At 65.9% G+C, this 22,192-nt stretch carries 24 protein-coding genes, 2 tRNA genes and 1 pseudogene; 16 read left to right on the forward strand and 11 right to left on the reverse strand.

The window, feature by feature from the left end:
• Nucleotides 1–128: 128 nt before the first annotated feature.
• The gene (locus V5734_RS17700) at nt 129–746 is read left to right on the forward strand and encodes a cupin domain-containing protein (protein ID WP_432759641.1); all 618 of its coding nucleotides are present in this window, start codon (nt 129–131) and stop codon (nt 744–746) included.
• 23 nt (nt 747–769) lie between these two features.
• Here the strand turns inward: V5734_RS17700 and V5734_RS17705 are convergent, their stop codons facing one another.
• The 5 genes from V5734_RS17705 to V5734_RS17725 form a co-directional block, all read right to left on the reverse strand.
• A complete protein-coding gene (locus tag V5734_RS17705) occupies nt 770–1,333 on the reverse strand; it encodes a PqiC family protein (protein WP_347310931.1) in 564 nt (187 codons plus the stop codon).
• 1 nt (nt 1,334) lies between these two features.
• Nucleotides 1,335–3,419: an MlaD family protein gene (locus V5734_RS17710; protein WP_347310932.1), complete on the reverse strand. Its 2,085-nt coding sequence runs from the start codon at nt 3,417–3,419 to the stop codon at nt 1,335–1,337.
• A complete protein-coding gene (locus V5734_RS17715; RefSeq protein ID WP_347310933.1) occupies nt 3,416–4,051 on the reverse strand; it encodes a paraquat-inducible protein A in 636 nt (211 codons plus the stop codon). Before V5734_RS17715 ends, V5734_RS17710 begins: the two co-directional genes overlap by 4 nt.
• Entirely contained in the window at nt 4,018–4,674 is a 657-nt protein-coding gene (locus V5734_RS17720) for a paraquat-inducible protein A (RefSeq protein WP_347310934.1), read from the reverse strand. The genes V5734_RS17715 and V5734_RS17720 overlap by 34 nt, the downstream gene beginning before the upstream one ends.
• Before the next feature lie 292 nt (nt 4,675–4,966).
• Complete coding sequence (locus V5734_RS17725; RefSeq protein WP_347310935.1) at nt 4,967–6,517, reverse strand: caspase family protein; 1,551 nt, start codon at nt 6,515–6,517, stop codon at nt 4,967–4,969.
• A 168-nt stretch (nt 6,518–6,685) separates the two neighbouring features.
• On the opposite strand from V5734_RS17725, the gene hisF reads away from it, so the two are divergent.
• The 3 genes from hisF to V5734_RS17740 are packed head-to-tail and all read left to right on the forward strand — an operon-like array spanning nt 6,686 to nt 8,294.
• Nucleotides 6,686–7,447 carry an imidazole glycerol phosphate synthase subunit HisF gene (gene hisF, locus V5734_RS17730; RefSeq protein WP_347310936.1) on the forward strand — a complete coding sequence of 254 codons (762 nt, stop codon included), beginning with the start codon at nt 6,686–6,688 and terminating at the stop codon, nt 7,445–7,447.
• Nucleotides 7,444–7,986, forward strand: a complete 543-nt coding sequence (locus V5734_RS17735; RefSeq protein WP_347310937.1) for a YcxB family protein — start codon at nt 7,444–7,446, stop codon at nt 7,984–7,986. Before hisF ends, V5734_RS17735 begins: the two co-directional genes overlap by 4 nt.
• Nucleotides 7,983–8,294, forward strand: a complete 312-nt coding sequence (locus tag V5734_RS17740) for a phosphoribosyl-ATP diphosphatase (protein ID WP_347310938.1) — start codon at nt 7,983–7,985, stop codon at nt 8,292–8,294. Before V5734_RS17735 ends, V5734_RS17740 begins: the two co-directional genes overlap by 4 nt.
• Nucleotides 8,295–8,354: 60 nt before the next feature.
• Here V5734_RS17740 and V5734_RS17745 read toward each other — a convergent pair whose 3' ends face one another.
• From V5734_RS17745 to rlmB, 3 genes are all read right to left on the reverse strand, one after another.
• Entirely contained in the window at nt 8,355–8,831 is a 477-nt protein-coding gene (locus tag V5734_RS17745; protein WP_347310939.1) for a CoA-binding protein, read from the reverse strand.
• A 162-nt stretch (nt 8,832–8,993) separates the two neighbouring features.
• Nucleotides 8,994–9,458, reverse strand: coding sequence for a YHS domain-containing (seleno)protein (locus tag V5734_RS17750; RefSeq protein ID WP_347310940.1), 465 nt, complete (start codon nt 9,456–9,458; stop codon nt 8,994–8,996).
• A gap of 127 nt (nt 9,459–9,585) precedes the next feature.
• Nucleotides 9,586–10,395 carry a 23S rRNA (guanosine(2251)-2'-O)-methyltransferase RlmB gene (rlmB, locus tag V5734_RS17755; protein WP_347310941.1) on the reverse strand — a complete coding sequence of 270 codons (810 nt, stop codon included), beginning with the start codon at nt 10,393–10,395 and terminating at the stop codon, nt 9,586–9,588.
• Nucleotides 10,396–10,653: 258 nt separating this feature from the next.
• On the opposite strand from rlmB, the gene V5734_RS17760 reads away from it, so the two are divergent.
• The 3 genes and pseudogenes from V5734_RS17760 (at nt 10,654) to V5734_RS17765 (ending at nt 12,115) form a co-directional block, all read left to right on the forward strand.
• Nucleotides 10,654–10,737, forward strand: a tRNA-Tyr gene (locus V5734_RS17760).
• Between the two features lie 66 nt (nt 10,738–10,803).
• Nucleotides 10,804–11,160, forward strand: coding sequence for a DUF6538 domain-containing protein (locus V5734_RS21630; protein WP_432759642.1), 357 nt, complete (start codon nt 10,804–10,806; stop codon nt 11,158–11,160).
• 23 nt (nt 11,161–11,183) lie between these two features.
• Nucleotides 11,184–12,115, forward strand: a pseudogene (locus tag V5734_RS17765) (IS5 family transposase).
• Here V5734_RS17765 and V5734_RS21635 read toward each other — a convergent pair.
• From V5734_RS21635 to V5734_RS17775, 3 genes are all read right to left on the reverse strand, one after another.
• Nucleotides 12,096–12,320, reverse strand: coding sequence for a DUF6538 domain-containing protein (locus tag V5734_RS21635; RefSeq protein WP_432759643.1), 225 nt, complete (start codon nt 12,318–12,320; stop codon nt 12,096–12,098). The pseudogene V5734_RS17765 and the gene V5734_RS21635 overlap by 20 nt on opposite strands.
• Before the next feature lie 78 nt (nt 12,321–12,398).
• Nucleotides 12,399–12,475, reverse strand: a tRNA-Arg gene (locus tag V5734_RS17770).
• 79 nt (nt 12,476–12,554) lie between these two features.
• A complete protein-coding gene (locus tag V5734_RS17775) occupies nt 12,555–13,964 on the reverse strand; it encodes a sensor histidine kinase (protein WP_347310942.1) in 1,410 nt (469 codons plus the stop codon).
• 295 nt (nt 13,965–14,259) lie between these two features.
• On the opposite strand from V5734_RS17775, the gene rpmH reads away from it, so the two are divergent.
• The 9 genes from rpmH to yihA all read left to right on the forward strand — a co-directional run bounded on the left by rpmH (nt 14,260) and on the right by yihA (nt 22,167).
• The gene (rpmH, locus tag V5734_RS17780) at nt 14,260–14,394 is read left to right on the forward strand and encodes a 50S ribosomal protein L34 (RefSeq protein WP_073061402.1); all 135 of its coding nucleotides are present in this window, start codon (nt 14,260–14,262) and stop codon (nt 14,392–14,394) included.
• Nucleotides 14,395–14,417: 23 nt separating this feature from the next.
• Complete coding sequence (rnpA, locus tag V5734_RS17785; RefSeq protein WP_347310943.1) at nt 14,418–14,837, forward strand: ribonuclease P protein component; 420 nt, start codon at nt 14,418–14,420, stop codon at nt 14,835–14,837.
• Complete coding sequence (yidD, locus tag V5734_RS17790) at nt 14,834–15,064, forward strand: membrane protein insertion efficiency factor YidD (RefSeq protein WP_347310944.1); 231 nt, start codon at nt 14,834–14,836, stop codon at nt 15,062–15,064. The genes rnpA and yidD overlap by 4 nt, the downstream gene beginning before the upstream one ends.
• 65 nt (nt 15,065–15,129) lie before the next feature.
• The gene (locus V5734_RS17795) at nt 15,130–16,224 is read left to right on the forward strand and encodes a PLP-dependent cysteine synthase family protein (RefSeq protein WP_347310945.1); all 1,095 of its coding nucleotides are present in this window, start codon (nt 15,130–15,132) and stop codon (nt 16,222–16,224) included.
• 2 nt (nt 16,225–16,226) lie between these two features.
• Complete coding sequence (gene ttcA / locus V5734_RS17800) at nt 16,227–17,105, forward strand: tRNA 2-thiocytidine(32) synthetase TtcA (RefSeq protein WP_347310946.1); 879 nt, start codon at nt 16,227–16,229, stop codon at nt 17,103–17,105.
• 74 nt (nt 17,106–17,179) lie between these two features.
• Nucleotides 17,180–18,718 (forward strand): putative bifunctional diguanylate cyclase/phosphodiesterase, encoded by a 1,539-nt coding sequence (locus V5734_RS17805; RefSeq protein ID WP_347310947.1) that lies wholly within the window; start codon nt 17,180–17,182, stop codon nt 18,716–18,718.
• Nucleotides 18,719–18,944: 226 nt separating this feature from the next.
• Entirely contained in the window at nt 18,945–20,768 is a 1,824-nt protein-coding gene (yidC, locus tag V5734_RS17810; RefSeq protein WP_347310948.1) for a membrane protein insertase YidC, read from the forward strand.
• Complete coding sequence (locus V5734_RS17815; protein ID WP_432759644.1) at nt 20,765–21,520, forward strand: MOSC domain-containing protein; 756 nt, start codon at nt 20,765–20,767, stop codon at nt 21,518–21,520. The genes yidC and V5734_RS17815 overlap by 4 nt, the downstream gene beginning before the upstream one ends.
• A complete protein-coding gene (yihA, locus tag V5734_RS17820) occupies nt 21,517–22,167 on the forward strand; it encodes a ribosome biogenesis GTP-binding protein YihA/YsxC (RefSeq protein WP_347310950.1) in 651 nt (216 codons plus the stop codon). The genes V5734_RS17815 and yihA overlap by 4 nt, the downstream gene beginning before the upstream one ends.
• Nucleotides 22,168–22,192 lie beyond the last annotated feature (25 nt).

The following is a 22,192-nucleotide window of genomic DNA, read 5'->3' on the forward strand; positions in this document are numbered from 1 at the left end:
GCGAACCGTCGAATTCAACGTGCAGACTCTTAACATCCTCGTTACGGTAGCCTCGTTTAAAATTATTATCAACCTTGTTTAGCCGAACCGTTCAGGACTAAAATTCCGCGGTGCGGCCAATTGGATCGATGACCGACAGGAAGGCACAAGTGTCCGAAAATGCGACACAACCGAAGATCGACATCGGCGCACGCCTGAAGGCCGTCCGCACGTCGCGGCGGTTGTCGCAACGCGAGCTTGCGCGCAAGTCCGGCGTCACCAACGGCCTGATTTCGCAGATCGAACAGAATCACTCATCGCCGTCCGTCGCGTCGCTGAAACGCATTCTCGACGCGATCCCGCTCAGCCTTTCGGAGTTCTTCGCCCCTGAATTCGCCGACCGCGAACAGATCTTCTTCCGCGCGACCGAGCTGCGCGAACTGAACCCCCAGAAGGTGTTCCGGAGCTTTGTCGCCTCAGACGGCATCTCGCTCCGGCAGGTCGGCGATACCGCCCACCACGCGATCCAGATGCTGCACGAATGCTACGATCCCGGCGCCGATACAGGTGTGGAGCGGTACACGCATGACAGCGAAGAGGCCGGCATCGTCATCTCCGGCCTGATCGAGATAACCGTTGGCGATCAGGTTGCCGTTCTCGGCCCCGGCGACGCCTACCTGTTCGACAGCCGCGTCCCACACCGCTTCCGCAATACCGGCGACGAGCCCTGCACCATCGTCTCGGCCTGCACCCCGCCATCGTTCTGACACGCGGGGCGCCCGCGTCCGGCTTACCGCGAGAGCGTTGCGATGATGTCGTCCGCCAGCGCGGCGATCCCCTGCCCGGTCGCCGCCGCGATAGCGGAGGCGTCGGCAGCTTTCAGCGGAATGCGAATGTCGAAGCGCACCAGCCGTTCGCGCACCACCCCGTCCGGCGCGGCGATCGCACATTGGCCCGATAGCGTGAAATGCCCGTCGGCACCGGCAACCATACGTTCGACCCGAACCGTCAACTGGACATCGGCGGGCGTGTCGAGCGGCCAGGGCTCTGCCGCAACGGTTGCAGAAGATCCGATATCGAGGCTGCGGGCCAATTCGGCGGTGATGCCGCGCACCGGTTCGTCCGCCCAGAGCGTGTCGGGGACGTTGCGCAGCGCGCCGGTCTCGTCCTGCTGCGCGATCTCGATCGCGGCGGCATAGGCGGGAAGCACAACGTCGCGGACCTCGATACTCCGCACCCTGACGTTGCGAACGCCGTCGCTCGCCGGGGCATCGACCAGGTAGCGCGCGGAATTGTTCCCGCCGCAAGCGGCGAGAAGGAGGGCGAGAAGGAGGAGACTGGCACGCATCATCATGTTACCGACCTGTCAGAAGGGAATTGGGGTTGCGTTCGATCGCGCGGGCAAGCTGGCTCACCGAACGGGCCGCGGCGCGCACCTCGCGGAGCGCCGAGACAGTCTCGTCGTTGAAATCGGAACGCTCGCCATAGGTCGCGATAAGGCCCTCGGCCTGCCGCACCAACCGCTCCAGCCGCGACGAAAGCTCCGGAAGCCCTTCTGCGGCCTCCGCGACCGCATCGGCGGCGTCGCGGGCCGAAGCCATCGTGGCATTGGCGTTTTCCACCGCGCCGCCGTCGCGAAGCTCCGCCAGCGTGGCACGAACCTGGTCGAGCGCAGAGTTCAACGCCGGCGGCAGTTCGCGCGCCGCCTCGGTGCCGATCACCCGGTCAGCGCTGTCGAGGACGCGGGTCGCGGCCGCCATCAGCTCTTCTGCTTCAAGCGCGTTCGCCTTCCTGGCCACCGCCCGCAGGTCGTCGACGAGCGCCGGGAAATCGGCCGATGCGGTTTCGAGATTGGCCGCGATCGCATCCGCCCGCTCCAGCGCCGAGGCAAGGGTCGTCAGTGTCCCGCCTTCCCTGAGTTCGGTCACGACCGAACGCAATTCGGCGACCGCGGCGCGGATGTCGCCGGGCAAAGCGCGCGTCGCCTCGTCATTCACGAGCGCGCGGGTGTCTTCCAGAAGCGCAACGACGGCATCCGGCGTTGCCCGCGTGCTTTCGGAACTCGCCAGCGTCTCGACACTCGCCATCAGGCGGATGGCCTGATCAATAAGCTCTTCGATGGGCAACTGATTGATCCGCTCCAGCACGCCCTCGGCCGTCGCGGTAAAATCGGGCAGGTTCGAGGGCACCGAAGGCAGAACCGGCAGCGGTTCGGCCGCGCGGTCGAAGCTTGCCGGATCGGCGTCCGGCACCTCGACCAGTTCGACGACCAGCGCCGAACTGAAGAGGCTCGCCGTCGCCAGCCGGGCCCTGAGCCCGTTCGCGACGGCAGAGTCGAAGAAATCGAGCACATCCTCTGATCCGGCGCCCTGCGGCAACCCGAGGCGCGAAGGGTCGATGGCGAGATTGGCCATGATCCGGATGTCGGTGCCCGCCCCCGTTTCCTGAACCTGCGCCGAGATCGCAGAGACTTCGCCTACCAGAAGCCCACGATACTGGACGGCGGCTCCGGGTTCGAGGCCGCTGACCGATTCACCGAACTCGGCCGCGATCGGCACCGTATCGGCGAATGACCGCGCAAAGAGGCTTCTGCGCGCCTCCGCCTCGTCGGGATAGATGTTGAAGACATGACCGGGGCTCACCGCCTCCCCGCCCTCGTAGACCGAGTCGAACTCGACCCCGCCGGCGACGACCGACGCGAGGCTGTCGAAGTCGAGCGTCAGCCCGGCACCGCCGAGCGAGACGGAGAAACCGGACGTGTCCCAGAACCGAGTGGCGGCGTTCAACCGGCGATCATGCGGGGCCTCGATGAAGGCATCGACGACGATGGCGTCGGAGGACACGGTCAGGCGCGGCCGCTCCAGCCGGCCGACCTCGATCCCGTGATAGAAGACCGGCGCCCCTTCGGAGATGAGGCTGCCATCGTCGGTGACAAGCGTGATGCGCTTTCCGGCGCGGCCCGGCTGGACCAGAGGCGGCTCTTCCAGCCCGTCGAACTGCCATCTCTGTTCGCCCAGTTCCTGATCCCAGGCGCCCGCGATGTAGACACCGGAAAGAACCGTCGAGAGGCCGGAGATGCCGCGTGTGCTGACCTTGGGACGGACTACCCAGAAATCGGTGGCCGCATCGAGGAAGGGTGCGACGTCCTTGTTCACCCGCGCCCGAACCAGAACCTTGCTCAGGTCTGGCGTGAAGGTCACGTCCTCCACGGTTCCGATAACCACATCGCGATAGCGCAGCGTGGTTTCCCCCGGCGTCACACCCGACGCGTTCTGGAACGTAATCTCGATCAGGACCCCGCGCTGCGAAAAGCTCTGCCACGCCAGCCCGAGCGAAATGACCAGCGCCAGGAGGGGCACCGCCCAGACGAACGACAGATTGCGCCACGGCGAACGCCTCGCGAAGGTCACGTCAAGCTCGGAGGGATGCGGTTCGGTCACGTATCGTCAGCCTCGTATGCGTCCCAGAGCAATCTGGGGTCGAAGTTCTGCGCCGAGAGCATGGTGAATGCAACCGAAAGCGCGAAGCTGACGGCGGCGATTCCGGGATTCACGTTCACCACGAAACTGAGATGCACCAATGCCGACAGGATCGCCACGACGAACACGTCGATCATCGACCAGCGGCCAATGAACTCGACGATTTCGTAAAGGCGCTGCCGCCCATGTCCGCGAATCGTCACCGGAAATCGCGTCGACAATGCGAGATAGGCGATGGTGATAAACTTCCCGATGGGGATGATCACGCTCGCGGTGAACACGATCGCCGCCACCCCCCAGGAGCCGTGCTCGAACAGTTCGATGACGCCGCCGATGATGGTGCTTTCGCGCGTCGTGCCGAAGGTCGACGTCACGAGCATCGGGTAGAGATTTGCCGGCACATAGGCGACGAGCCCGGCAACGAGCCAGGCCCAGACGCGCTGCAGGCTTGCCTCGTCGCGGCTCGAGAGTGCGCCGCCGCAGCGCCGGCAATCGCCGACGCCCGGCGCGTGCACGGCGCCGCAGCGGGTGCAGGCGACGAGACCGGCGCGGCGCGCGGTCAGGAAGTTCTGCGTTCTTCGAGCGTTTTCCATACCGTGAACTTGCACATGAGGTTGTCCTTGAGGACGGTGACGAGAACGAGCGCCGCGAACGCCCAGAAGGCCGGCCCCGGCGTGACCTTCGCGAGTCCCGCGACCTTGACCAGCGCCACCGCGACGCCGACGATGAAGATCTCGGCCATCGCCCAGGGCCGGACCGCCTCGGCCCAGCGCATGGCGGTCGCCGCGTGGGCGGCGGGAGGGGCCCCGAAGACCATCGGCGCCAGCGCGTAGGCAATCGCACAGAGGCGCGCGAAGGGCAGAACCACGATCAGCGCGCCGACGGCGACCGAAAGCGGCACCATCATCCCCTCGGAAAAGGCCAGGACCGCGTCGAAGACCGAGCTTTGCCGGCTAAGCCCGCCCGCCTGCAGTTCGAGGAAGGGAAAGAAGATCGCGGCGACCATCAGGATGGCGGCCGTCGCCGCCAGCATCACGATCTGCGTCATCGCGCTCCGGCGCGGTGCGTAAAGAAGTGTGCCACAGCGCCGACACCGGGCCCGCGCGCCCTCGGCGATCCCCACCTCGTGGTGCAGAACGTCGCAGACCGGGCAGGCGACCAGCCCCTCGCCCGAAGCGGGCAGGGGATCGGGCCGGGCCGTTGATGACGTGTGCATAGCCAGCTTCAGTCTCCGGAAAAGGATCACCCCGGCGGCACGGCACCGAATCGGCGGCCAAATTAGGCGAAGCAGCGGCCGCTTTCCAATCACGCTGCCCGACCGATCCGAAACAATCCGAATTCCCGACGCGCCCCGGCCTGGGCAACCAATCATTCCGTTGCGAGGATCCGGGCACACCAACGCCCTTGCCGGGGAGCCAACATACCGATCGGACGTCGCACTGCGCAGGGGGCAACCTTAAGGACTTGAAGCAGCGCGTTCCGGCCGACAGGCGCTGCGTTTCGCCACGTCACATCCGGTTGGCGGCGACCCTGCACCCCATCGTCGACGTCGACGTGTAGCTCTGTCCGTCCGCGCTGACGGTCCCCGTCTCCGAGAACGGCACGAGCCCGACGCTGCCCTTCACGAGGAAGGTCCGTCCCGATTGCGTGCCCCTGCTCGTGCCCCGCTGGTCAATGGAATCGTTCCAGTTGCCGATGACACCGTTTCCGCCACTGGCACGGTATGTCACCGAGCCGATCGTCTTCACGAAAAGTGGGCAGGTCGCGACGTACGCCCAGCTTCCAACGAGGCTGAGCTGCGGCGCCGTGGCCGGAGCCGGCTGCGCGGGCGCGGCCTGCGGGGGGGCCGCCCTGAGCATGGCCAGGGCCTTGTCACTGCTCAGATCGCGCTGCGCGAGCGCCGCACTGGTCTGCGCGATGAAACGCGCGAATGCGGCCTGCGTCCGCCGCCCGGCAATCCCGTCCACACCGCCGGCGTAGCACCCGAGGCGGTTCAGTTCCGCCTGGGTCGCGCGCATGACCTCGCGGCGATCGTCCGCTGACGGCTGAACGGGAGCGGGTTTCGGGGCCGGATCTGCCGTGGCCACCCGTTCCGGTGCCTCCGTGACGGACGTCTCCTCCAGCATCCGCTCAGCGAGCTGAACCGAGAAATCATCCTTACGGTCGGCATATGTTGAGAGGAACGCGCGCAAGGCCGCCTCCGTGCCGACCTGCCGCGCCAGATCGAAATCCACCCGGATCGAGGCGCTCTCGGTGAGCGGCGCGGCATGTGCTGCCAGAGCGGCACCGGTGCTGAAATAGCACTCTCCCAGCAGCTCGTCGTAATAGGCCGGAAACTGCGCGTGGTTCTCGCCAAGCGCAAGGTTGCGCACCTCGACCCGGACCTCGGAGATCATCTGCCTGAGCTCCAGCCCGGGCGCGCCGATCTTCGGCAGAAGGCTGCGCGTGAAGACGGAGTTGGTGTTACCGTCACCCGCGTTCAGCCGGTCGAGCGCCTGCTGCCCGGCCCCGGCGGAGAAAACGACGAACGTCCCCTCCGGCGCCGCGATCCGGCCAAGGCCGCGCGCACTTCCAATCGAGCGCCCGGTGCTTTCGGCGAAAGGGTTGTCCCGGCAGGCGTCAATCACCGCCAGCGTCGTGCGTGCGCCGGTGGCGCGGATTCGGTCCAGAAGCCGGGAAAGCGCGATCGATTCGCCCTCGATATAGGCCGGTCCTACCTCACTCGGCGCCGAAATATCCGCCGGCAGCAGATAGTTCTCGCCGTCGATCTCCACCCCGTGACCGGCATAGAAGACGACGGCGGTGTCGCCCGGCTGCAGCCGCGCCGTGAACTCGGCCACCGCGAGGTTCATCTCGCGCCGCCCCGCATCGGTGACGAGCTGTGTCCTGAACCCCACCCCCGACAGCCGCGCGGCCATCGCGGTCGCGTCGGCCACCGCCTTTTCCAGCATCGGCACCTCGGCATAACGGTCGTTTCCGATGACGAGGGCAACGCGGTTCTCGGCACGAAGAACCGACGGACAGAGAAGGAGCGCGAGGAGGAGGACAAGGCGGAACATGGCAATTCCGGTTTTGGGGCGATTTTCCACACTGAACCTCAGCCGTCCCGCGCACGGGGTGATGTCGTTTCAAATGCGCGGCCGGCGGGCGCAACGCTCCGGGGCGTCGTCGTTCAATCTGGCGCTGCCCCCCTGCCCGCGTTATGTAGGCGCCGAAGGAGCCCGCTCATGCTCAAGACCCGCATCATCCCCTGCCTCGACGTGGCCGATGGCCGCGTGGTCAAGGGCGTGAACTTCGTCAACCTGATCGACGCGGGCGACCCGGTCGAGGCCGCGAAAGCCTATGACGCGGCCGGCGCGGACGAGCTTTGCTTCCTCGACATCCACGCCACACACGAGAACCGTGGCACGATGTACGACCTCGTCACCCGCACGGCCGAGCAGTGCTACATCCCGCTCACCGTCGGCGGTGGGGTGCGGACGCAGGAGGATGTCCGCGCCCTCCTTCTCGCCGGCGCCGACAAGGTCAGCTTCAACTCCGCCGCCGTCGCCAACCCCGAAGTCGTGGCCGAGGCCGCCGACCGCTTCGGCAGCCAATGCATCGTCGTCGCGATCGACGCCAAGACCGTCAGCCCCGGCAAGTGGGAGATCTTCACCCATGGCGGCCGGCGCCCGACCGGCACCGACGCCGTCGAATTCGCCCGGACCGTTGCCGCAAAGGGCGCGGGCGAGATCCTCCTGACCTCGATGGACCGCGACGGCACCCGCGCCGGCTTCAACCTGCCGCTGACCCGCGCCATCGTCGATGCGGTCGATATCCCCGTGATCGCGAGCGGCGGCGTCGGCACGCTCGACCACCTTGTCGAAGGCGTCACCATCGGCGGCGCCTCCGCCGTCCTCGCCGCCTCGATATTCCATTTCGGCGATTACACGATCCGCGAGGCGAAGGAACACATGGCCGCCGCCGGCATACCGATGAGGCTCGAATGACGGAATCGCCGCTCAAACTGAGCTACCCTCTCGCCGGCTACGACTACGGCGCCGCTTGCGGCCTCCTGACCCGGAGGCTCCTGCCCGCCCGCCACCAACGCCACGCATTTCTGATCCTTCTGGCCGTCTTGCTCCTCTTCTGGGTCGGCCAGTTAATAGGAGCGCGCCTCGGATACAGCGTGGGCGGCTACGCTGTCGCGGCCTTTCTGGCAGCGGTTCTCGTCGTCTGGATCGCCGCATTCCGGCGGCGTCAGGCTCGGCTCTGGGCTGCCTTTGCGGACGCACCCGCTCGGAGGGGTACGACGACTCTGACTGTCGATGACGAGGGCATGACCTTCTCGACCGACGGTTCGCGCTCGACCCTCTTCTGGTCCGGCATCGCCGATATAGTCGAGGGCAAGGACGGACTTCTTGTCCTTCCGGGCGATATGGAATTCATCCCCATTCCGGACAGGGCCTTCGCGAGCGAAGCCGACAAACGGGCATTGCTCGCGGATCTGCGCTCGCGCCTTGCCCGCGACAAGGCAGACGTCGAATGACCCAGCTTGAAACCCTCGCCGCCACCATCGCCGCCCGCAAGGGCGCCGACCCGGACACCTCCTGGACAGCGAAGCTCCTCGCCAGGGGCCCCGAGAAATGTGCCGAGAAGTTCGGCGAGGAGGCGGTCGAGGCGATCATCGAGGCGGTGAAGGGCGACCGCGCCCGCCTCGCGTCCGAAGCCGCCGACGTCCTCTACCACCTCCTCGTCATGTGCGCTGCACGGGACGTGACACTGGCCGATATCGAGGCGGAACTTGCCCGCCGCGAAGGCCAGTCGGGCCTCGCCGAGAAAGCCGCGCGCGGCTGAATCTCCCTTCATCTTGCCGGAAATATCCCCGCCGGAGGCATCCGGCGGCGACGGCTTGGCTCAGAGTTTCGAGGAAATCAAACCGGTCGCGAATCCGCCCATCCGCAATTCGCCGAACAGCCGCTGATACTCGATCTTCGGGCAGTGGTTCTGGATGACCCTGATCCCCCGCGCCTCGGCCCTTGCCGCCGCTTCAGGATGGCTGACGCCGATCTGCATCCAGATCGTCCTGAGGTCCGGAAGCTCGGCCAGCGCCTCTTCCACGATCCCCGGCACCGCCTCGGAGCGGCGGAAGATGTCGACCATGTCCACCTTCATCCCTTTCGGAATGGACGCGAGATCGGCATAGACCTTGTGCCCGAGGATCTCCTGCCCCGCGTGGCCGGGATTGACGGGGATCACGGTGAACCCCTTCAGCGCCAGATAGCGCGCGACATAATAGGAGGGCCGCACCGGATTGGGCGACACGCCCACGACCGCGATCACGCGGGTCGTCGTCAGGATGTCACGCAGGAGAGTATCGGAATAGTCTGTCATGGCGCCATGACTTGCCAGAAAAAGGCGCCCGAACCAAGAGGCCGGGCGCCAGTGCGGAACGAGGGACAGTGAATTGAAGCGCGGCGGTTCCGAAGCCGTGCTTCCGTATCTTGATGTGGGAATGTAAAGACCACGTGAAAAGGCCGGGTCGCGGTTTTGTGATCACTTAGTGTTCAGAGCCGCCGGCCAGAAGCCGTCCGCGAGCGCGACGTTCTTCGCGACATCCTCGCTCCAGATCGCCCGCACCTCGGTCGAATAGTTGAGATAGAGACGCCCGCCCGTGACCGTGAACGCCTCCGGCGCGGTCGACGCGATGGCCCCCTTCGTCATCGCATAGGCGCAATAGCCGCCATATTGCGGCGCATAGGCGGCGGGGTTCATCTCGAATGCTTCCATCGTTTCGGCGCTCGCGAAATACCACGTCGCGCCGCGCCACATCAGCGCGTGGTCCATCTGGCCGGGAACCGGCTTGCCTTCGGTGAAATAGGCAACCGGGTCGTAGCCTGAAATCGCCACGCCGCCCGGCGCGAAGACCTCCGGTTCGTTCGCGAAGGCAGGCCGCAGGATCGTGCCCGCGACCGGAATCGCGAGCGCGGCAACGAAAAAGGCACGTCGGGTCAGGCTCATCATAACTCCATTCCGGTCGAAGGCCGGTTCTCGGGGCGGCCTCCTTGAGCAACATGACACCGCCCTGCCCGCTGCGAAAGATACCTCCCGCAAGCGTGATCCGGCGTGGGCAAAGGATGACCGACCGTCAGCGCGTCGACGCGGCGTAAAGGCCCACCACCGCGGCGTTTGACACGTTCAGCGATCCGAACGCGCCGGCGAAGGGGATCTTCACGAGCCGGTCGCAGGTCTCGCGCGTCTTCTCGCGCAGTCCCGGCCCCTCGGCGCCAAGGACGAGCGCCACAGGCCGTGTGCCGGCCTCGGCCAGCGCACCGGCGAGCGTGACGTCCGCCTCGCCGTCGAGGCCAAGAAGGACATAGCCCATCGCCCGAAGCCGCTCCATCGCCTCGGCAAGGTTGCCGACCCGGAGATAGGGCTGGCGTTCGAGGGCCCCGCTCGCGGTCTTGGCCAGGGCACCGGTCTCCGGCGCGGAATGCCGCGCCGGCGCGATGACGGCGCGCGCGCCGAAGACCTCGGCCGAGCGCAAGATCGCGCCCACATTGTGCGGGTCCGTCACCCGGTCGAGGAGAACCACCAGCGCCGCCCCTTCGCCGCCCGCGCAGACCTCTTCAAGTCCACCCCAGGCCAGCGGCTTTACCTCCAGCGCGGCGCCCTGGTGGACACTGTCCGGCGCGAGCGGCGCATGGGTGTCGAACTTCCGGGGATCGACGATCTCGGGCGCCGGTCCCAGCGAGAGCACATCCGGCCCCAATCGGTCTGCCGCATTCTTGGTCAGGACGAGCCGCAATTTATCGCGCGCCGGGTTCGTCAGCGCATCGCGCACCGCATGAAGCCCGAAAAGCCAGACCGTTTCCGCCGCGGCGGCGCGCTTGGCGCGCTCCTTCTCGATCACCCAGGTGGGTTTCTTCAACTGACCGGCCTTTCGGTTGCCAAGCATGCACGCCTCCACCTACGCGCAACTCTTGGGAATTCCAAGCCGCGCAAGCGGAACCCACCCCGGCACGGCTTACGCACGGGCCGGCATCGGGCCGTCTCGTCCTCCTCAAAGCACACAATCTCGCCACTTGTTCCGCGCAGGTTTCAAACGGATCAAGCCACGTGAAAGGCGAAGTGCCCTCGCCCGCGCCACAACCGTTTCGGATCGGTGATTCGCGGTTGACGCGTCGCGGCTGGCACAGTAATCAGCCCCGGCGTCGGGCGACGTGCTGCAAGGTGCGGCAGCGGACTGTAACTCCGCCGGGGAGACCCATGCCTGGTTCGATTCCAGGGTCGCCCACCATTCCCTTTAAGATCAAGTGCTTATAGCGTTCATCTCGCCGGTGCGACAAACTGGTGAGACAATGGCATGCGCCTTTCCGCGTATCTAAGCCCTTCCCGGCACGGCATATTCTACTTCCGCTGGCCCCTTCCGCCCGACCTTCATCCGGCAGGCAAGTGGTCGGACGTGAAGGTCTCTCTCGGGACACGTTGCCCGGAGGCAGTACGGCGCCTCGCCCGGCGCCTCGCCCTTGCTGGACAAAGGCAAACAACCGAAGCATCACTCCAACGCATTCGGTACGATGAAATCCGAGAACACGTCCGAGAGCACTTCCGACACCTCCGGCAAGACACACAGGCAAGGATTGCCAGTGACGGCCCGATGACGCCCGAAAGGCTGGATGCGGCTTTGTTGCAGAGATCGGTTGAGGGATTCACTGCGTGAATCCAGTGTGATAGCTGGATCGCATGAGCAGTTGGGCCCCGACGAAGTACAAGACCACGAACTGGTCGGCTTACAATGAGGCGCTGAAGCGACGCGGGTCGCTTACGGTCTGGTTTGATCCCGAGATGATATGGCGGCCGCCCCCAACCGGGAAGCGTGGCCGGCAGCGAAGCTTCAGCGATGCCGCGATCCAGACGTGCCTGACGATGAAGGTGCTCGTCGGTATGCCGCCGAGGCAGACGACCGGATTCGTGCAGAGCCTCCTGCGGCTGGTCGGGCTGGACTGGACCGTGCCGGACTTCAGCACCTTGTGCCGCCGCCAGCGGAAGCTGAATGTGAGCATCCCGTACCGTGGCGGCACGGGCCCGCTGAACCTGCTGATCGACAGCACCGGCATCAAGGCCGAGGGCGAAGGCGCGTGGAACGCTCGCAAGCACGGCGGCCCCAAGCGTCGCATCTGGCGCAAGATACACATCGGGATCGACGAAGAAACGCTGGAGGTGCGGGCCGTCGAAGTCACCGGCAGCAACATCGGCGATGCGCCCATTCTGCCTGACCTTCTGGATCAGATCCCCGCAAACGAGCAGATCGGGTCCGTGACAGCCGACGGCGCCTACGACACCCGCAAATGCCATGAGGCGATCGCGGCCCGAAGCGCGGTCGCAGTCATCCCTCCGCGCAAGAACGCCAAACCGTGGAAACCGACGAGCCCGGGGGCCGTCGCACGAACGAAGCGCTACGCGCTTCGAACTACCTGGGCCGTGCCATCTGGCGACGATGGAGCGGCTACCACCGCCGGAGCCGGGTCGCGTCAAAGATGAACTGCATCAAGCTGCTCGGCCAATCCCTCATGGCCCGAGACTTCGAGCGCCAGGTCGCTGAGCTGCAGGTGCGTATCGCCGTGCTCAACGGCTACACCGCCCTTGGCATACCTGTCACAGTGCCCGTAGGATAGGTCCGTCTGGGGAAAGGGAAACTGCGCAAAGACCCGGATTTGGGCAACAGCGCCTCAGCGAGACGAAAATCTGAAGCGGCTTGTTCGGATAGTAGCCTCGGATGTCGGCGGGGATTCTGCGTCTGATGTACCAGGTGTTGTCCCTGAGTTCGAGGTATTTGGCGTTCAACAAGTAAGCTCCGGATTCGCGGATCGTGACGCCCATGTGTAACCCCTTGCGTCACCCCAGCAACACAAACGAGCCATCAAGAATCTGAAAATACTAGATTATTTCAGAGATTAGTGGCGCACCCGAAGAGATTCGAACTCCTGACCCCCAGATTCGTAGTCTGGTGCTCTATCCAGCTGAGCTACGGGTGCGTCGGGTGGCATTTAGCGGCCCCCGTGGCGCATTGCAAGGGCAAAACCTGACGGCGCGTTACGCGGGCCGCCGTGGATGTCAGGCGGGATGCGCGGCGTCTGCCGGCATCAGTTCGCGCGGCAGGTGGATGATGAACTCGGTGCCCCCGGTATCGGTTTTCAGAAGCTCCAGCCGGCCGCCGTGGCCGCGCACGAGTTCCGCGGCGATCGCAAGGCCGAGCCCGGTCCCGCCCTTGCGGTACCCGCCCTGGAACGGCTGGAAGAGATGCTCGCGCGCGCGCTCCGGCAGGCCCGGGCCGGTATCGCCGACGCGGATCCACCAGCCCTGATCCTCCTCGCCGGCGCCGATTTCGATCGTGCCGGGCGCATGGGTCGCCTCGATCGCCTGGCGGGCATTGCGGACGAGGTTCGTCAGCACGCGGTGCAACTGCTCGTGATCGGCCCGGATCGAGAGCGAGCCGGGAATGTCGCTGATGAACTCGACCTCGGCATCGCCGACGGCCAGCCGTTCGCTTTCCACCACGTCGCGGACAAGGCCCGCCAGCATGAAACGCGCAAGGGACGGCGGCGGCTCCTCCGCCTTGCCGAAGGCGAGCGTGGATTCGCACAAGCCGACGGCGCGGCTGATCGAGCCGACGAGCTTCGGCGCCGCGCGCTTGACCATGGGATCGTCGCTCCGCTCCATCCGGTCGGCCAGCAACTGGGCCGTGGTGAGGATGTTGCGCAGATCGTGGCTGATCTTGGCGACACCCCCGCCCAGCTGGGCCAGGCGTTCCTTCTGCCGTAACGCTCCGGTCAGCTGGCGCTGCATGCTTTGCAGCGCCTCCTCGGCGTCTCGAAGTTCCACTACTCGGGCCTGTGGCTCGATGACGCGCCGGGCATCTTCGGGTGCCTCGGCATAGGCGCTCATGTGTTTGACGACCCGACGGATCGGCACCACCAGAAGCCGTCGCACGGCCAGGAAGAGAAGCACCGCCGTCACCGCCGAGATCAGCGCCGACAGCCCGAGAATCCTGAGCCCGTAGTCGATCATCGCCGCCCGGAGCGGCGCCGTCGCCATCGTCGCCTCGATCAGAAGTCCCGCCCGCTTCACCGGATCGCCGATCACCCGGATCACGCGGTCCTCCGGATCGACGAGGCATGCCACGGCGTCACGAATCAGCTCCCAGGCGGGGGCGTCACGCAGATCGTAGCTGCGATAGATCGGCGCCGGAATCGGAGAGGAGAGAACGAGTTGCCGCACCTCGTCCCGGCGCAGGACGACGTTGTAGACCTCGGCATTGGCGAGAAGCTCTTTCTCGAGCGTCTCGTCGATCATCTCGTCGGTGGCCAGAAGCGCGAGCGAGGCGATCTGCGCGCGCTCCAGACGCGACAGGATGTAATCCTCGCGAAACCGCGCGACCGAGGGCACGAAGATCAGCACTTCGGCCAGCATGACGAACAGCATCGTCAGAAGCAGGAAGCGGCCGGACAGTGTATTGAAGAGCATCAATTTCCCATCCCGGCGGGCGGGCGTCCCGTCACCCGGCCCATTGCAAACCCGTCTGTCCTTGCGGAGAATAATCACTCGGCTCCGGCAGTTAAACCTTCTTCGCGCGTTCGTCCGCAAACGCTGCATGAAATTCCCGGCCGCCGGGCCATGCGATCGGGACTGCAGGAGAATGCAAAAATCCGCGCTCCGACGAGTTGACTTGGCAGGCGGGCCCGTCTAATAGCCGGGCTTCGAATGACAGCGGCCTTCGAATCCGTAAGGGTTTGGGCTGCCCGAACCCGGAGTTGAAGCGATGAAGCGCACGTTCCAACCGTCGAACCTCGTTCGCGCCCGCCGGCACGGCTTCCGTGCCCGCATGGCGACCAAGGGCGGCCGCAGGGTGCTCAACGCACGCCGCGCGAAGGGCCGCAAGGTTCTCTCGGCCTAAGGCCGAAGACCGAGGCACACGGCATGACACCGCCGGAGGCGACCGTGCAAGGCCAGGATGGCCTGGGTACGGAAACGCCTCCGGCGGTTTCCGTTTGCCTGACGCTGACAAAGCGCGCTGACTTCCTGCGCGCCGCCCAGGCCCGCCGTCAGGGCATGCCCGGCTTCCTTCTGCAAGCGCGGCGCCGCCGCCCGGACGAAGCAGACGCGGACGCGATCCGCATCGGCTATACCTGTTCGAAGAAACTCGGCAACGCGGTGGCCCGCAACCGCGCCAAAAGACGCCTGCGTGAGATTGCCCGGCTGATCCTGCGCCTTCACGGACGCCCCGGCTGGGACTATGTCCTTGTCGGGCGCCCCGACGCGACGGCAACACGCGACTTCGTCGATCTGCAGTCCGACCTCGTCCGCGCCCTCGAACGCATCCACGCGGACAAGACATGAGCCCGCTCGCCCATATCGTCGCCCTGCCCGTCCGGGCCTACCGACTCATTCTCAGCCCGTGGGTCGGGCATGGCTGCCGCTATCAGCCCACCTGCTCGGCCTACGCGCTGGAGGCACTGGAAAAGCACGGCGCGTTCAGGGGCAGCTGGCTCGCCGCACGGCGCATCGGGCGCTGTCATCCGCTCGGCGGCCGCGGCTATGACCCGGTGCCCGAGCGGAAACGCTGACGCAAGTCTTGCGGCGGCGGCGCCCAAGGCTTCCAATGGCGGGCAAACCATAGGGGGAGGACCGAATGCACGCCTGGATGAACAAGGCGATCGCCAGGATCGAGGCGGATTTCCAACGCTCCGCCGACACTCATCTTTTTCGGCTCGACGTGCCGGGCATCACCGGTGTCGACATCTACCTTAAGGACGAAAGCACGCATCCGACCGGCAGCCTCAAGCATCGCCTCGCGCGGTCGCTCTTTCTCTATGCGCTCTGCAACGGCAAGCTGAAGGAAGGCCGCCCGGTGATCGAGGCATCTTCGGGCAGCACCGCCGTGTCCGAGGCCTATTTCGCGCGCATGCTCGGCCTGCCCTTCATCGCGGTGATGCCGAAATCCACGGCGCGCAGCAAGATCGCCATGATCGAGTTCTATGGCGGCCAGTGCCACTTCGTCGACAGCGCGCCCGAGATGCATGACGCGGCTGTCGCCCTCGCCGACCAGCTCGGCGGTCATTTCATGGACCAGTTCACCTATGCCGAGCGCGCCACAGACTGGCGCGGCAACAACAATATCGCCGACAGCATCTTCAGCCAGATGGCACGCGAGCCGCACCCGATCCCCGCCGCCATCGTCATGAGTGCCGGGACCGGCGGCACATCGGCAACCCTCGGCCGCTATGTCCGCTATCGCTGTCACCCGACCGAGCTTGTCGTCGTCGATCCCGAAAATTCCGTCTTCTTCGACAGCTACCGGACCGGCGACATGACGCTGCGCCGCGCCTGCTCCAGCCGGATCGAGGGGATCGGCCGGCCAAAGGTCGAGGCGTCGTTCCAGCATGACGTCGTCGATCGGATGATCCAGGTTGCGGACGCCGACAGTGTCGCGACGATCCTCTGGCTGGAGGAGGTCATCGGCCGCAAGGCCGGCGCATCCACCGGCACCAACCTCTGGGGCGCGTTTATCGTCGCGCAGGAGATGATGGCGGCGGGCCGACAAGGCTCCATCGTCACGCTGATGTGCGACAGCGGCCGGCGCTATCTCGACACCTATTACGACCCCGACTGGGTTGCACGCTGCATCGGCGACGTCGCGCCCGCGCTCGACCGGCTCCGTCACCTGGGCGACCGGCCGCTCGCCGCGGACAGCTTGCCCGTGGCGCGGCGCTCCAGTATGGCGTGAGCATGCTCGACGAGGCCGATGACATCCACCCGCTCTTCCACGGAGCACCCGCGACAACGGAGTTCAAGAAGCTCCGCAAACGCCTCGTGCGCGAGGTGCGCGAGGCGATCGACGCCTATGGCATGATCGAACGCGGCGCGCGCTGGCTCGTCTGCCTTTCGGGCGGCAAGGACAGCTACACGCTCCTGGCCGTCCTGCACGAGTTGAAATGGCGCGGGCTTCTGCCGGTCGATCTTCTCGCCTGCAACCTCGATCAGGGCCAGCCCGGCTTTCCGGCAACGGTGCTGCCGGAGTTCCTGACAAAGATGGGTGTCGACCACCGGATCGAATATGCCGACACCTATTCCATCGTCACCGACAAGATCGCGCCGGGCGGCACGATGTGCTCGCTCTGCTCGCGGCTCCGGCGCGGCAATCTCTACCGCATCGCGCGCGAAGAGGGGTGTTCGGCGGTCGTCCTCGGCCATCACCGCGACGACATCCTCGAGACGTTCTTCATGAACCTCTTTCACGGTGGGCGCCTTGCCACGATGCCGCCGAAGCTGGTGAACGAGGACGGCGACCTCTTCGTCTACCGGCCACTGGCCTTCGTGGCAGAGGCGGATTGCGAGAGGTTCGCGCGCGCGATGAACTACCCGATCATCCCCTGCGATCTCTGCGGCTCGCAGGACGGGCTTCAGCGGCAACAGGTCAAGCAGATCCTCGACGGCTGGGAAGCGCGGAGTCCCGGGCGCCGCCAGGTGATGTTCCGTGCCCTGATGAACGCCCGGCCCTCGCACCTTCTCGACCCGAGGCTTTTTGATTTCGCCGGCTTGGCCACCGGACCGGCAAACCGTGCGGATTTTAGTGAAATTCCGCGGCTGGCGCGCGACGAGGATTAACCTTCCGGTCATGACGAGACCCTAGCGTTCAGGCGACGGGGTCGGATTGCGGCCCGCACAGGAAGGGGTCCGCCATGCTCAGGCAAGACATCGCTGCCGCTCTTCACCGCGAGGCCCTGCGGCTGATCCAGCCGGAATTCCTGGCGCTTTATCCGGCGCTGGCATTCGCGCTTCTGTGGTTCGGTCCGCGCGGCGCGATCGTCGCGGGGGTCGCGGGGGTTCCGCTGGCCATTCTGGCGCAGAGACGCCGCAGCCTGGCGGGACCGATCGCTTTCCACGAAGGCGAGTATGCCGTGCCGGTGCCTCCCCGCCACCTCGTGACCGCGGCGCTCGACCGGAGCCATGAGACGCAGGAGGATACCGGGCGAAGCTCTGCCTGCCTCGTCATCGGCCTCGACGAACCGACGAAGCTGATCGAGACCTATGGCCAGGAGGCCTATGACAAGACTTTGGCGAAGGTCGGAGAGCGACTCTCCGGCGTCCTGCGCGAACGCGACGTCCTCGGCCGTGTCGATGGCGCACTGTTCGCCATCGCCCTCGCGCCGGCGCGGCGCATGGATCTCGAGGCGGTCATCCAGATTGCCGGACGGCTGAAGGCGGCAGTGGGGGAGCCGTTCAGCATCGACGCGATGACGGTCTATGTCAGCGCCTCCGTCGGCTTCTGCCTGACCGGCCGGGCGCCGGAGCACACGGGCGAGAGCGCCTTCGAGGCTGCGAGCCTTGCCTACGAGGACGCGCGGCGCAACGGACCCGGCGGCATCCGCGCGTTCTCCGCCGACATCGCCCGCGCCGCGACCGAACGCGACAAACTGCGCGACCAGGTCGAAGCCGCGCTCGAACGCGGAGAGATTGTCGCCTATTTCCAGCCTCAGCTCTCGACAGATACCGGCGACGTGGCCGGGTTCGAAGCGCTGGCGCGCTGGCAGCACCCGGAACGTGGCGTTCTGACACCCTGCCATTTCCTTCCCTCGATCCTTTCCGCCGGTCTTGGCGAGCGTCTCGGCGAAATCATTCTCGGACAAGCGCTGGCCGCCTTGTGCGGCTGGGACCGGGCGGCGCTCCGCGTGCCCTCCATTTCCGTCAACTTCTCGGGCGTGGAGCTGCGCAACCCGAACCTCGCCGCGAAACTGAAATGGGAACTCGACCGCTTCGACCTCACACCCGACCGGCTGACGGTGGAGATCCTCGAGTCGGTCGTGGCCGAGACGGACAACGACGTCGTCGTGCGCAACATAAACGCGCTCGCGAAACTTGGTTGCGGAATCGATCTCGACGATTTCGGCACCGGGCACGCCTCCCTGTCCTCGATCCGCCGCTTCGCCGTCGGACGGATCAAGATCGACCGCTCCTATGTCACGCGGGTCGACACCGACCAGTCGCAGCAGCGCATGGTCGCGGCGATCCTGTCGATGGCCGAGCGGCTGGGCCTTCAGACCCTCGCCGAGGGCGTGGAAACGATCGGCGAGCACGCGCATCTCGCGCAGCTTGGCTGCACCCATGTCCAGGGTTTCGCGATCGCCCGGCCGATGCCGCTCGCGGCAACGGAGGACTGGCTCGGAAAGCACCGTGCCAAGCTGGGCGCGACACCGGACCTCGCGCGTCGCGCGGGCTGATCGCTTCCCCCCCAAGGAATTGCTGCCAGCTGTGGGGCGCGCGCGCCGTCAAGGGGACGAAAAGCCCGCACGGCGGCATAACACCTGTTCCACGTCGCCGGTCACCGCCACGACGACGCATTCCAGCGGCCCCGCCCGGCCCCGCTCACGGGAAAACCGCTTGACCTTTCGCTGCCCGTTCTGTTGAACCTGCCCTGACTTCGGCAGGACGGGTGGTAAGTCCCTCATGGACGATCAGAACAAGAATCTCATACTGGCGACGGTGCTGTCGTTCCTCGTGATCCTGATCTGGTTCACGCTCTTCCCGCCGCCCGAGACGACGAGCGATCCCAACACGCCAGCCGCAACCACGCAAAGCGCCGATGCGCCCGCGCCCGCCGTTGGAAATGTCGAAACCGCCGCACCGGCGCCCGCAGTCGACGCCGCCGCGGCCGAGCTTGCCGCCGCGCCGCGCATCGCCATCGACACGCCGCGCCTCGGCGGCTCCATCTCGCTTCTTGGCGGCCGGATCGACGACCTGTCGCTCAAGGACTACAAGGTCTCGCTCGGCGCAGGCTCGCCGAACGTGCGCCTCCTCGCCCCCATCGGCGGAACCGAGCTGAATGCCGCCCGTCCGTACTATGCCGTTTATGGATGGCTGCCCGCAGGCGGGCTCGACGCGGCCCTCGTGCCGAACGCGAGGACGATGTGGGAGGTCGAGGCCGGAACCACCCTCGGCCCCGGTCAGCCGGTCACGCTGCGGTGGGACAACGGCGCCGGCCTGGTCTTCCACCGCCGCATCGAGGTCGACGACACCTATCTCTTCACCGTCGCCCAGTCGGTAGAGAACACGACAGGCGCTGCGGTACGGCTCGCCCCCTACGGCATCGTCGCCCGCCACGGCATTCCCGACGAGCGCCGCATCTACGTTCTGCATGAAGGTATCGTGCGACAGTCCGACGGAACGCTTGAGGAGATCAAGTACAAGGATATCCCCAAACTCGACACCGACCCGCGCGAGGGGACACCGGCCGAGAGTGTCGCCGTCGCGAGCGATGGCTGGATCGGCTTCACCGACAAGTACTGGATGACGACGCTCGTCGCCGCGCCCGGCCAGGCGTTCACGTCCGTCGCGAAATACGTTCCCGGCGCCGATATCTACCAGACCGAAGCGCGTTTTCCCGTGATGGAGGTCGCCCCCGGCACCTCTGCCGAAGCGACGACCATGCTCTTCGCCGGCGCCAAGGAATGGGAGGTCATCAAGCGCTATCAGGACGTGACCGGCATCAAGAGCTTCATCGAATCGATCGACTGGGGCTGGTTCTTCTTCCTCACGAAGCCGATGTTCCGGCTTCTTCACTGGCTCCACGGCGCCATCGGCAACATGGGCTGGGCGATCATCGCGCTCACCGTCATCATCAAGCTCATCGTCTTCCCGCTGGCGCGCAAATCCTACATCTCCATGGCGAAGATGAAGGAACTCCAGCCCGAGATGGAGGCCCTGAAGGAAGCCGCCGGCGACGACCGGCAGAAGATGCAGAAAGGGATGATGGACCTTTACAAGAAGAACAAGGTCAACCCCGCCTCCGGATGCCTGCCGATCCTTCTCCAGATCCCCATCTTCTTCTCGCTCTACAAGGTGATCTACGTCACGATCGAACTTTACCACGCACCGTGGTTCGGCTGGATCAAGGATCTGTCGGCGCCCGATCCGTCCTCCATCCTCAACCTCTTCGGGCTCCTGCCCTACGCCACGCCCGAACACGGTTCGATCTTCTTCATCTTCTCGCTCGGTGTGCTGCCGATTCTCCTCGGCATCTCGATGTGGTTCCAGCAGAAGCTGAACCCGGCGCCGACTGATCCGACCCAACAGGCGATCTTCGCCTGGATGCCGTGGATCTTCATGTTCATGCTGGGATCGTTCGCATCCGGCCTCGTCCTTTACTGGATCGCCAACAACACGATCACCTTCATCCAGCAGTACACGATCATGTCGATGCACGGGAAACGCCCCGACCTCTTCGGCAATATCCGGGCCGGCTTCAAACGTAAAAAGCCGGCGGCGAAGTGACGCCGTCGGTCGCCTCCATTCAGCGGCATCCGTTGAAGGCGCACGGACGCGAGGCGCTTTCCGCAGTTACCCTCGTGCCGGGCCGGGGCTTGCCCTGGGACCGGCACTGGGCGGTCGCGCACGAGGCGGCGAAGCTGACCGAAGGCGAATGGGGCCCTTGCGCGAATTTCTCGATCGGATCGAAGGCGCCGAAACTGACGGCGATCGACGCGCGGCTCGACGAGGCGACAGGGACGCTGACGCTCCACCACCCGGATGCGGCAGAGATCGTCTTCCGCCCGGACGACGCCGAGGATGCCGCGCGTTTCCTCGATTGGGTCGGGCCGCTCTGCCCGCCCGAGCGCGCGCGCCCGGCGCGGATCTACTCGGTTGCGGATCGCGGCATGACCGATACCGACTACCCTTCGATTTCGCTTATCTCGCTCGCGTCGAACCGGGCGCTTGGCGAATATATGGGGCTCGACCTCTCGCCGCTGCGATGGCGGGCGAACTTCTGGATCGAAGGCTCCAGGCCGTTCGAGGAACGCGGCTGGATCGGACGCCGGCTGCGGCTTGGGACCGCCGTGATCGAGGTCGTGGAACCGCAGGTTCGCTGCCTCGCAACGACAGCCAACCCCGCGACCGGGGCGCGCGATGCCGACACGCTGAAGGCGCTCCGCGCCCTGCACGACGATCAGGATTTCGGGGTCTACGCCAAGGTGATCGAGGCGGGCACGGTCTCAGCCGGCGACGTGGTGGAGCTTTTGCCGTGACCCAACCCTTCCCGCTCGCGCCGGAGCCTGAAACCGCTGCCCGCGAAGCCGGACGGCTGATGTTCGCGGGGCCGGTCGACTTTCTCAAGGGCGTCGTCGCGATGGAGGGGCTGCCGCCCGCCGACCGGCTCGAAGTCTGTTTCGCCGGGCGGTCGAATGTCGGGAAATCCTCCCTCATCAACGCGCTCACCGGCCGCAAGGCGCTCGCCCGGGCCTCGAACACGCCGGGCCGGACCCAGGAAATCAACTTCTTCGCCGCAGGTGACAGCCATTACCTCGTCGACCTGCCCGGCTACGGCTTTGCCGAGGCGCCGGTTGCGGTCGTCGCGAAGTGGCAGCGGTTGCTCAAATCCTACCTTGCCGGCCGCTCGACCCTGCGCCGGGCTTTCGTGCTGATCGACATGCGCCATGGCATCAAGGCGGTGGACGAGGAGATCCTGACCCTGCTCGACCGCTCCGCCGTGACCTTTCAGGTGATTCTGACCAAGGCCGACAAGGTGAAGAGCGCCGATCAGGAAAAAACCATCGCCCAAGTTCGCGCAGCGCTCCAGAAGCATCCCGCCGCCTTCCCCGAGCTTGTCGTCACCTCGTCCGAAAAGGGCGACGGAATCGAGACGCTGCGCGCCATCATCGCGACGCTCGAATAGCCACTCACCCTTGCGGTCGACGCAC

Origin of the sequence: Defluviimonas sp. SAOS-178_SWC (assembly GCF_039830135.1) — a bacterium.
Taxonomy (GTDB): domain Bacteria; phylum Pseudomonadota; class Alphaproteobacteria; order Rhodobacterales; family Rhodobacteraceae; genus Albidovulum.

Coding starts and splice junctions, on each gene's coding strand:
- V5734_RS17700 (WP_432759641.1), top strand. CDS start 129: ATGACCGACAGGAAGGCACAAGTGTCCGAAAATGCGACACAACCGAAG.
- V5734_RS17705 (WP_347310931.1), bottom strand. CDS start 1,333: ATGATGATGCGTGCCAGTCTCCTCCTTCTCGCCCTCCTTCTCGCCGCT.
- V5734_RS17715 (WP_347310933.1), bottom strand. CDS start 4,051: ATGGAAAACGCTCGAAGAACGCAGAACTTCCTGACCGCGCGCCGCGCC.
- V5734_RS17720 (WP_347310934.1), bottom strand. CDS start 4,674: ATGCACACGTCATCAACGGCCCGGCCCGATCCCCTGCCCGCTTCGGGC.
- V5734_RS17725 (WP_347310935.1), bottom strand. CDS start 6,517: ATGTTCCGCCTTGTCCTCCTCCTCGCGCTCCTTCTCTGTCCGTCGGTT.
- hisF (WP_347310936.1), top strand. CDS start 6,686: ATGCTCAAGACCCGCATCATCCCCTGCCTCGACGTGGCCGATGGCCGC.
- V5734_RS17735 (WP_347310937.1), top strand. CDS start 7,444: ATGACGGAATCGCCGCTCAAACTGAGCTACCCTCTCGCCGGCTACGAC.
- V5734_RS17740 (WP_347310938.1), top strand. CDS start 7,983: ATGACCCAGCTTGAAACCCTCGCCGCCACCATCGCCGCCCGCAAGGGC.
- V5734_RS17745 (WP_347310939.1), bottom strand. CDS start 8,831: ATGACAGACTATTCCGATACTCTCCTGCGTGACATCCTGACGACGACC.
- V5734_RS17750 (WP_347310940.1), bottom strand. CDS start 9,458: ATGAGCCTGACCCGACGTGCCTTTTTCGTTGCCGCGCTCGCGATTCCG.
- rlmB (WP_347310941.1), bottom strand. CDS start 10,395: ATGCTTGGCAACCGAAAGGCCGGTCAGTTGAAGAAACCCACCTGGGTG.
- V5734_RS21630 (WP_432759642.1), top strand. CDS start 10,804: ATGCGCCTTTCCGCGTATCTAAGCCCTTCCCGGCACGGCATATTCTAC.
- V5734_RS21635 (WP_432759643.1), bottom strand. CDS start 12,320: ATGGGCGTCACGATCCGCGAATCCGGAGCTTACTTGTTGAACGCCAAA.
- V5734_RS17775 (WP_347310942.1), bottom strand. CDS start 13,964: ATGCTCTTCAATACACTGTCCGGCCGCTTCCTGCTTCTGACGATGCTG.
- rpmH (WP_073061402.1), top strand. CDS start 14,260: ATGAAGCGCACGTTCCAACCGTCGAACCTCGTTCGCGCCCGCCGGCAC.
- rnpA (WP_347310943.1), top strand. CDS start 14,418: ATGACACCGCCGGAGGCGACCGTGCAAGGCCAGGATGGCCTGGGTACG.
- yidD (WP_347310944.1), top strand. CDS start 14,834: ATGAGCCCGCTCGCCCATATCGTCGCCCTGCCCGTCCGGGCCTACCGA.
- V5734_RS17795 (WP_347310945.1), top strand. CDS start 15,130: ATGCACGCCTGGATGAACAAGGCGATCGCCAGGATCGAGGCGGATTTC.
- ttcA (WP_347310946.1), top strand. CDS start 16,227: ATGCTCGACGAGGCCGATGACATCCACCCGCTCTTCCACGGAGCACCC.
- V5734_RS17805 (WP_347310947.1), top strand. CDS start 17,180: ATGCTCAGGCAAGACATCGCTGCCGCTCTTCACCGCGAGGCCCTGCGG.
- yidC (WP_347310948.1), top strand. CDS start 18,945: ATGGACGATCAGAACAAGAATCTCATACTGGCGACGGTGCTGTCGTTC.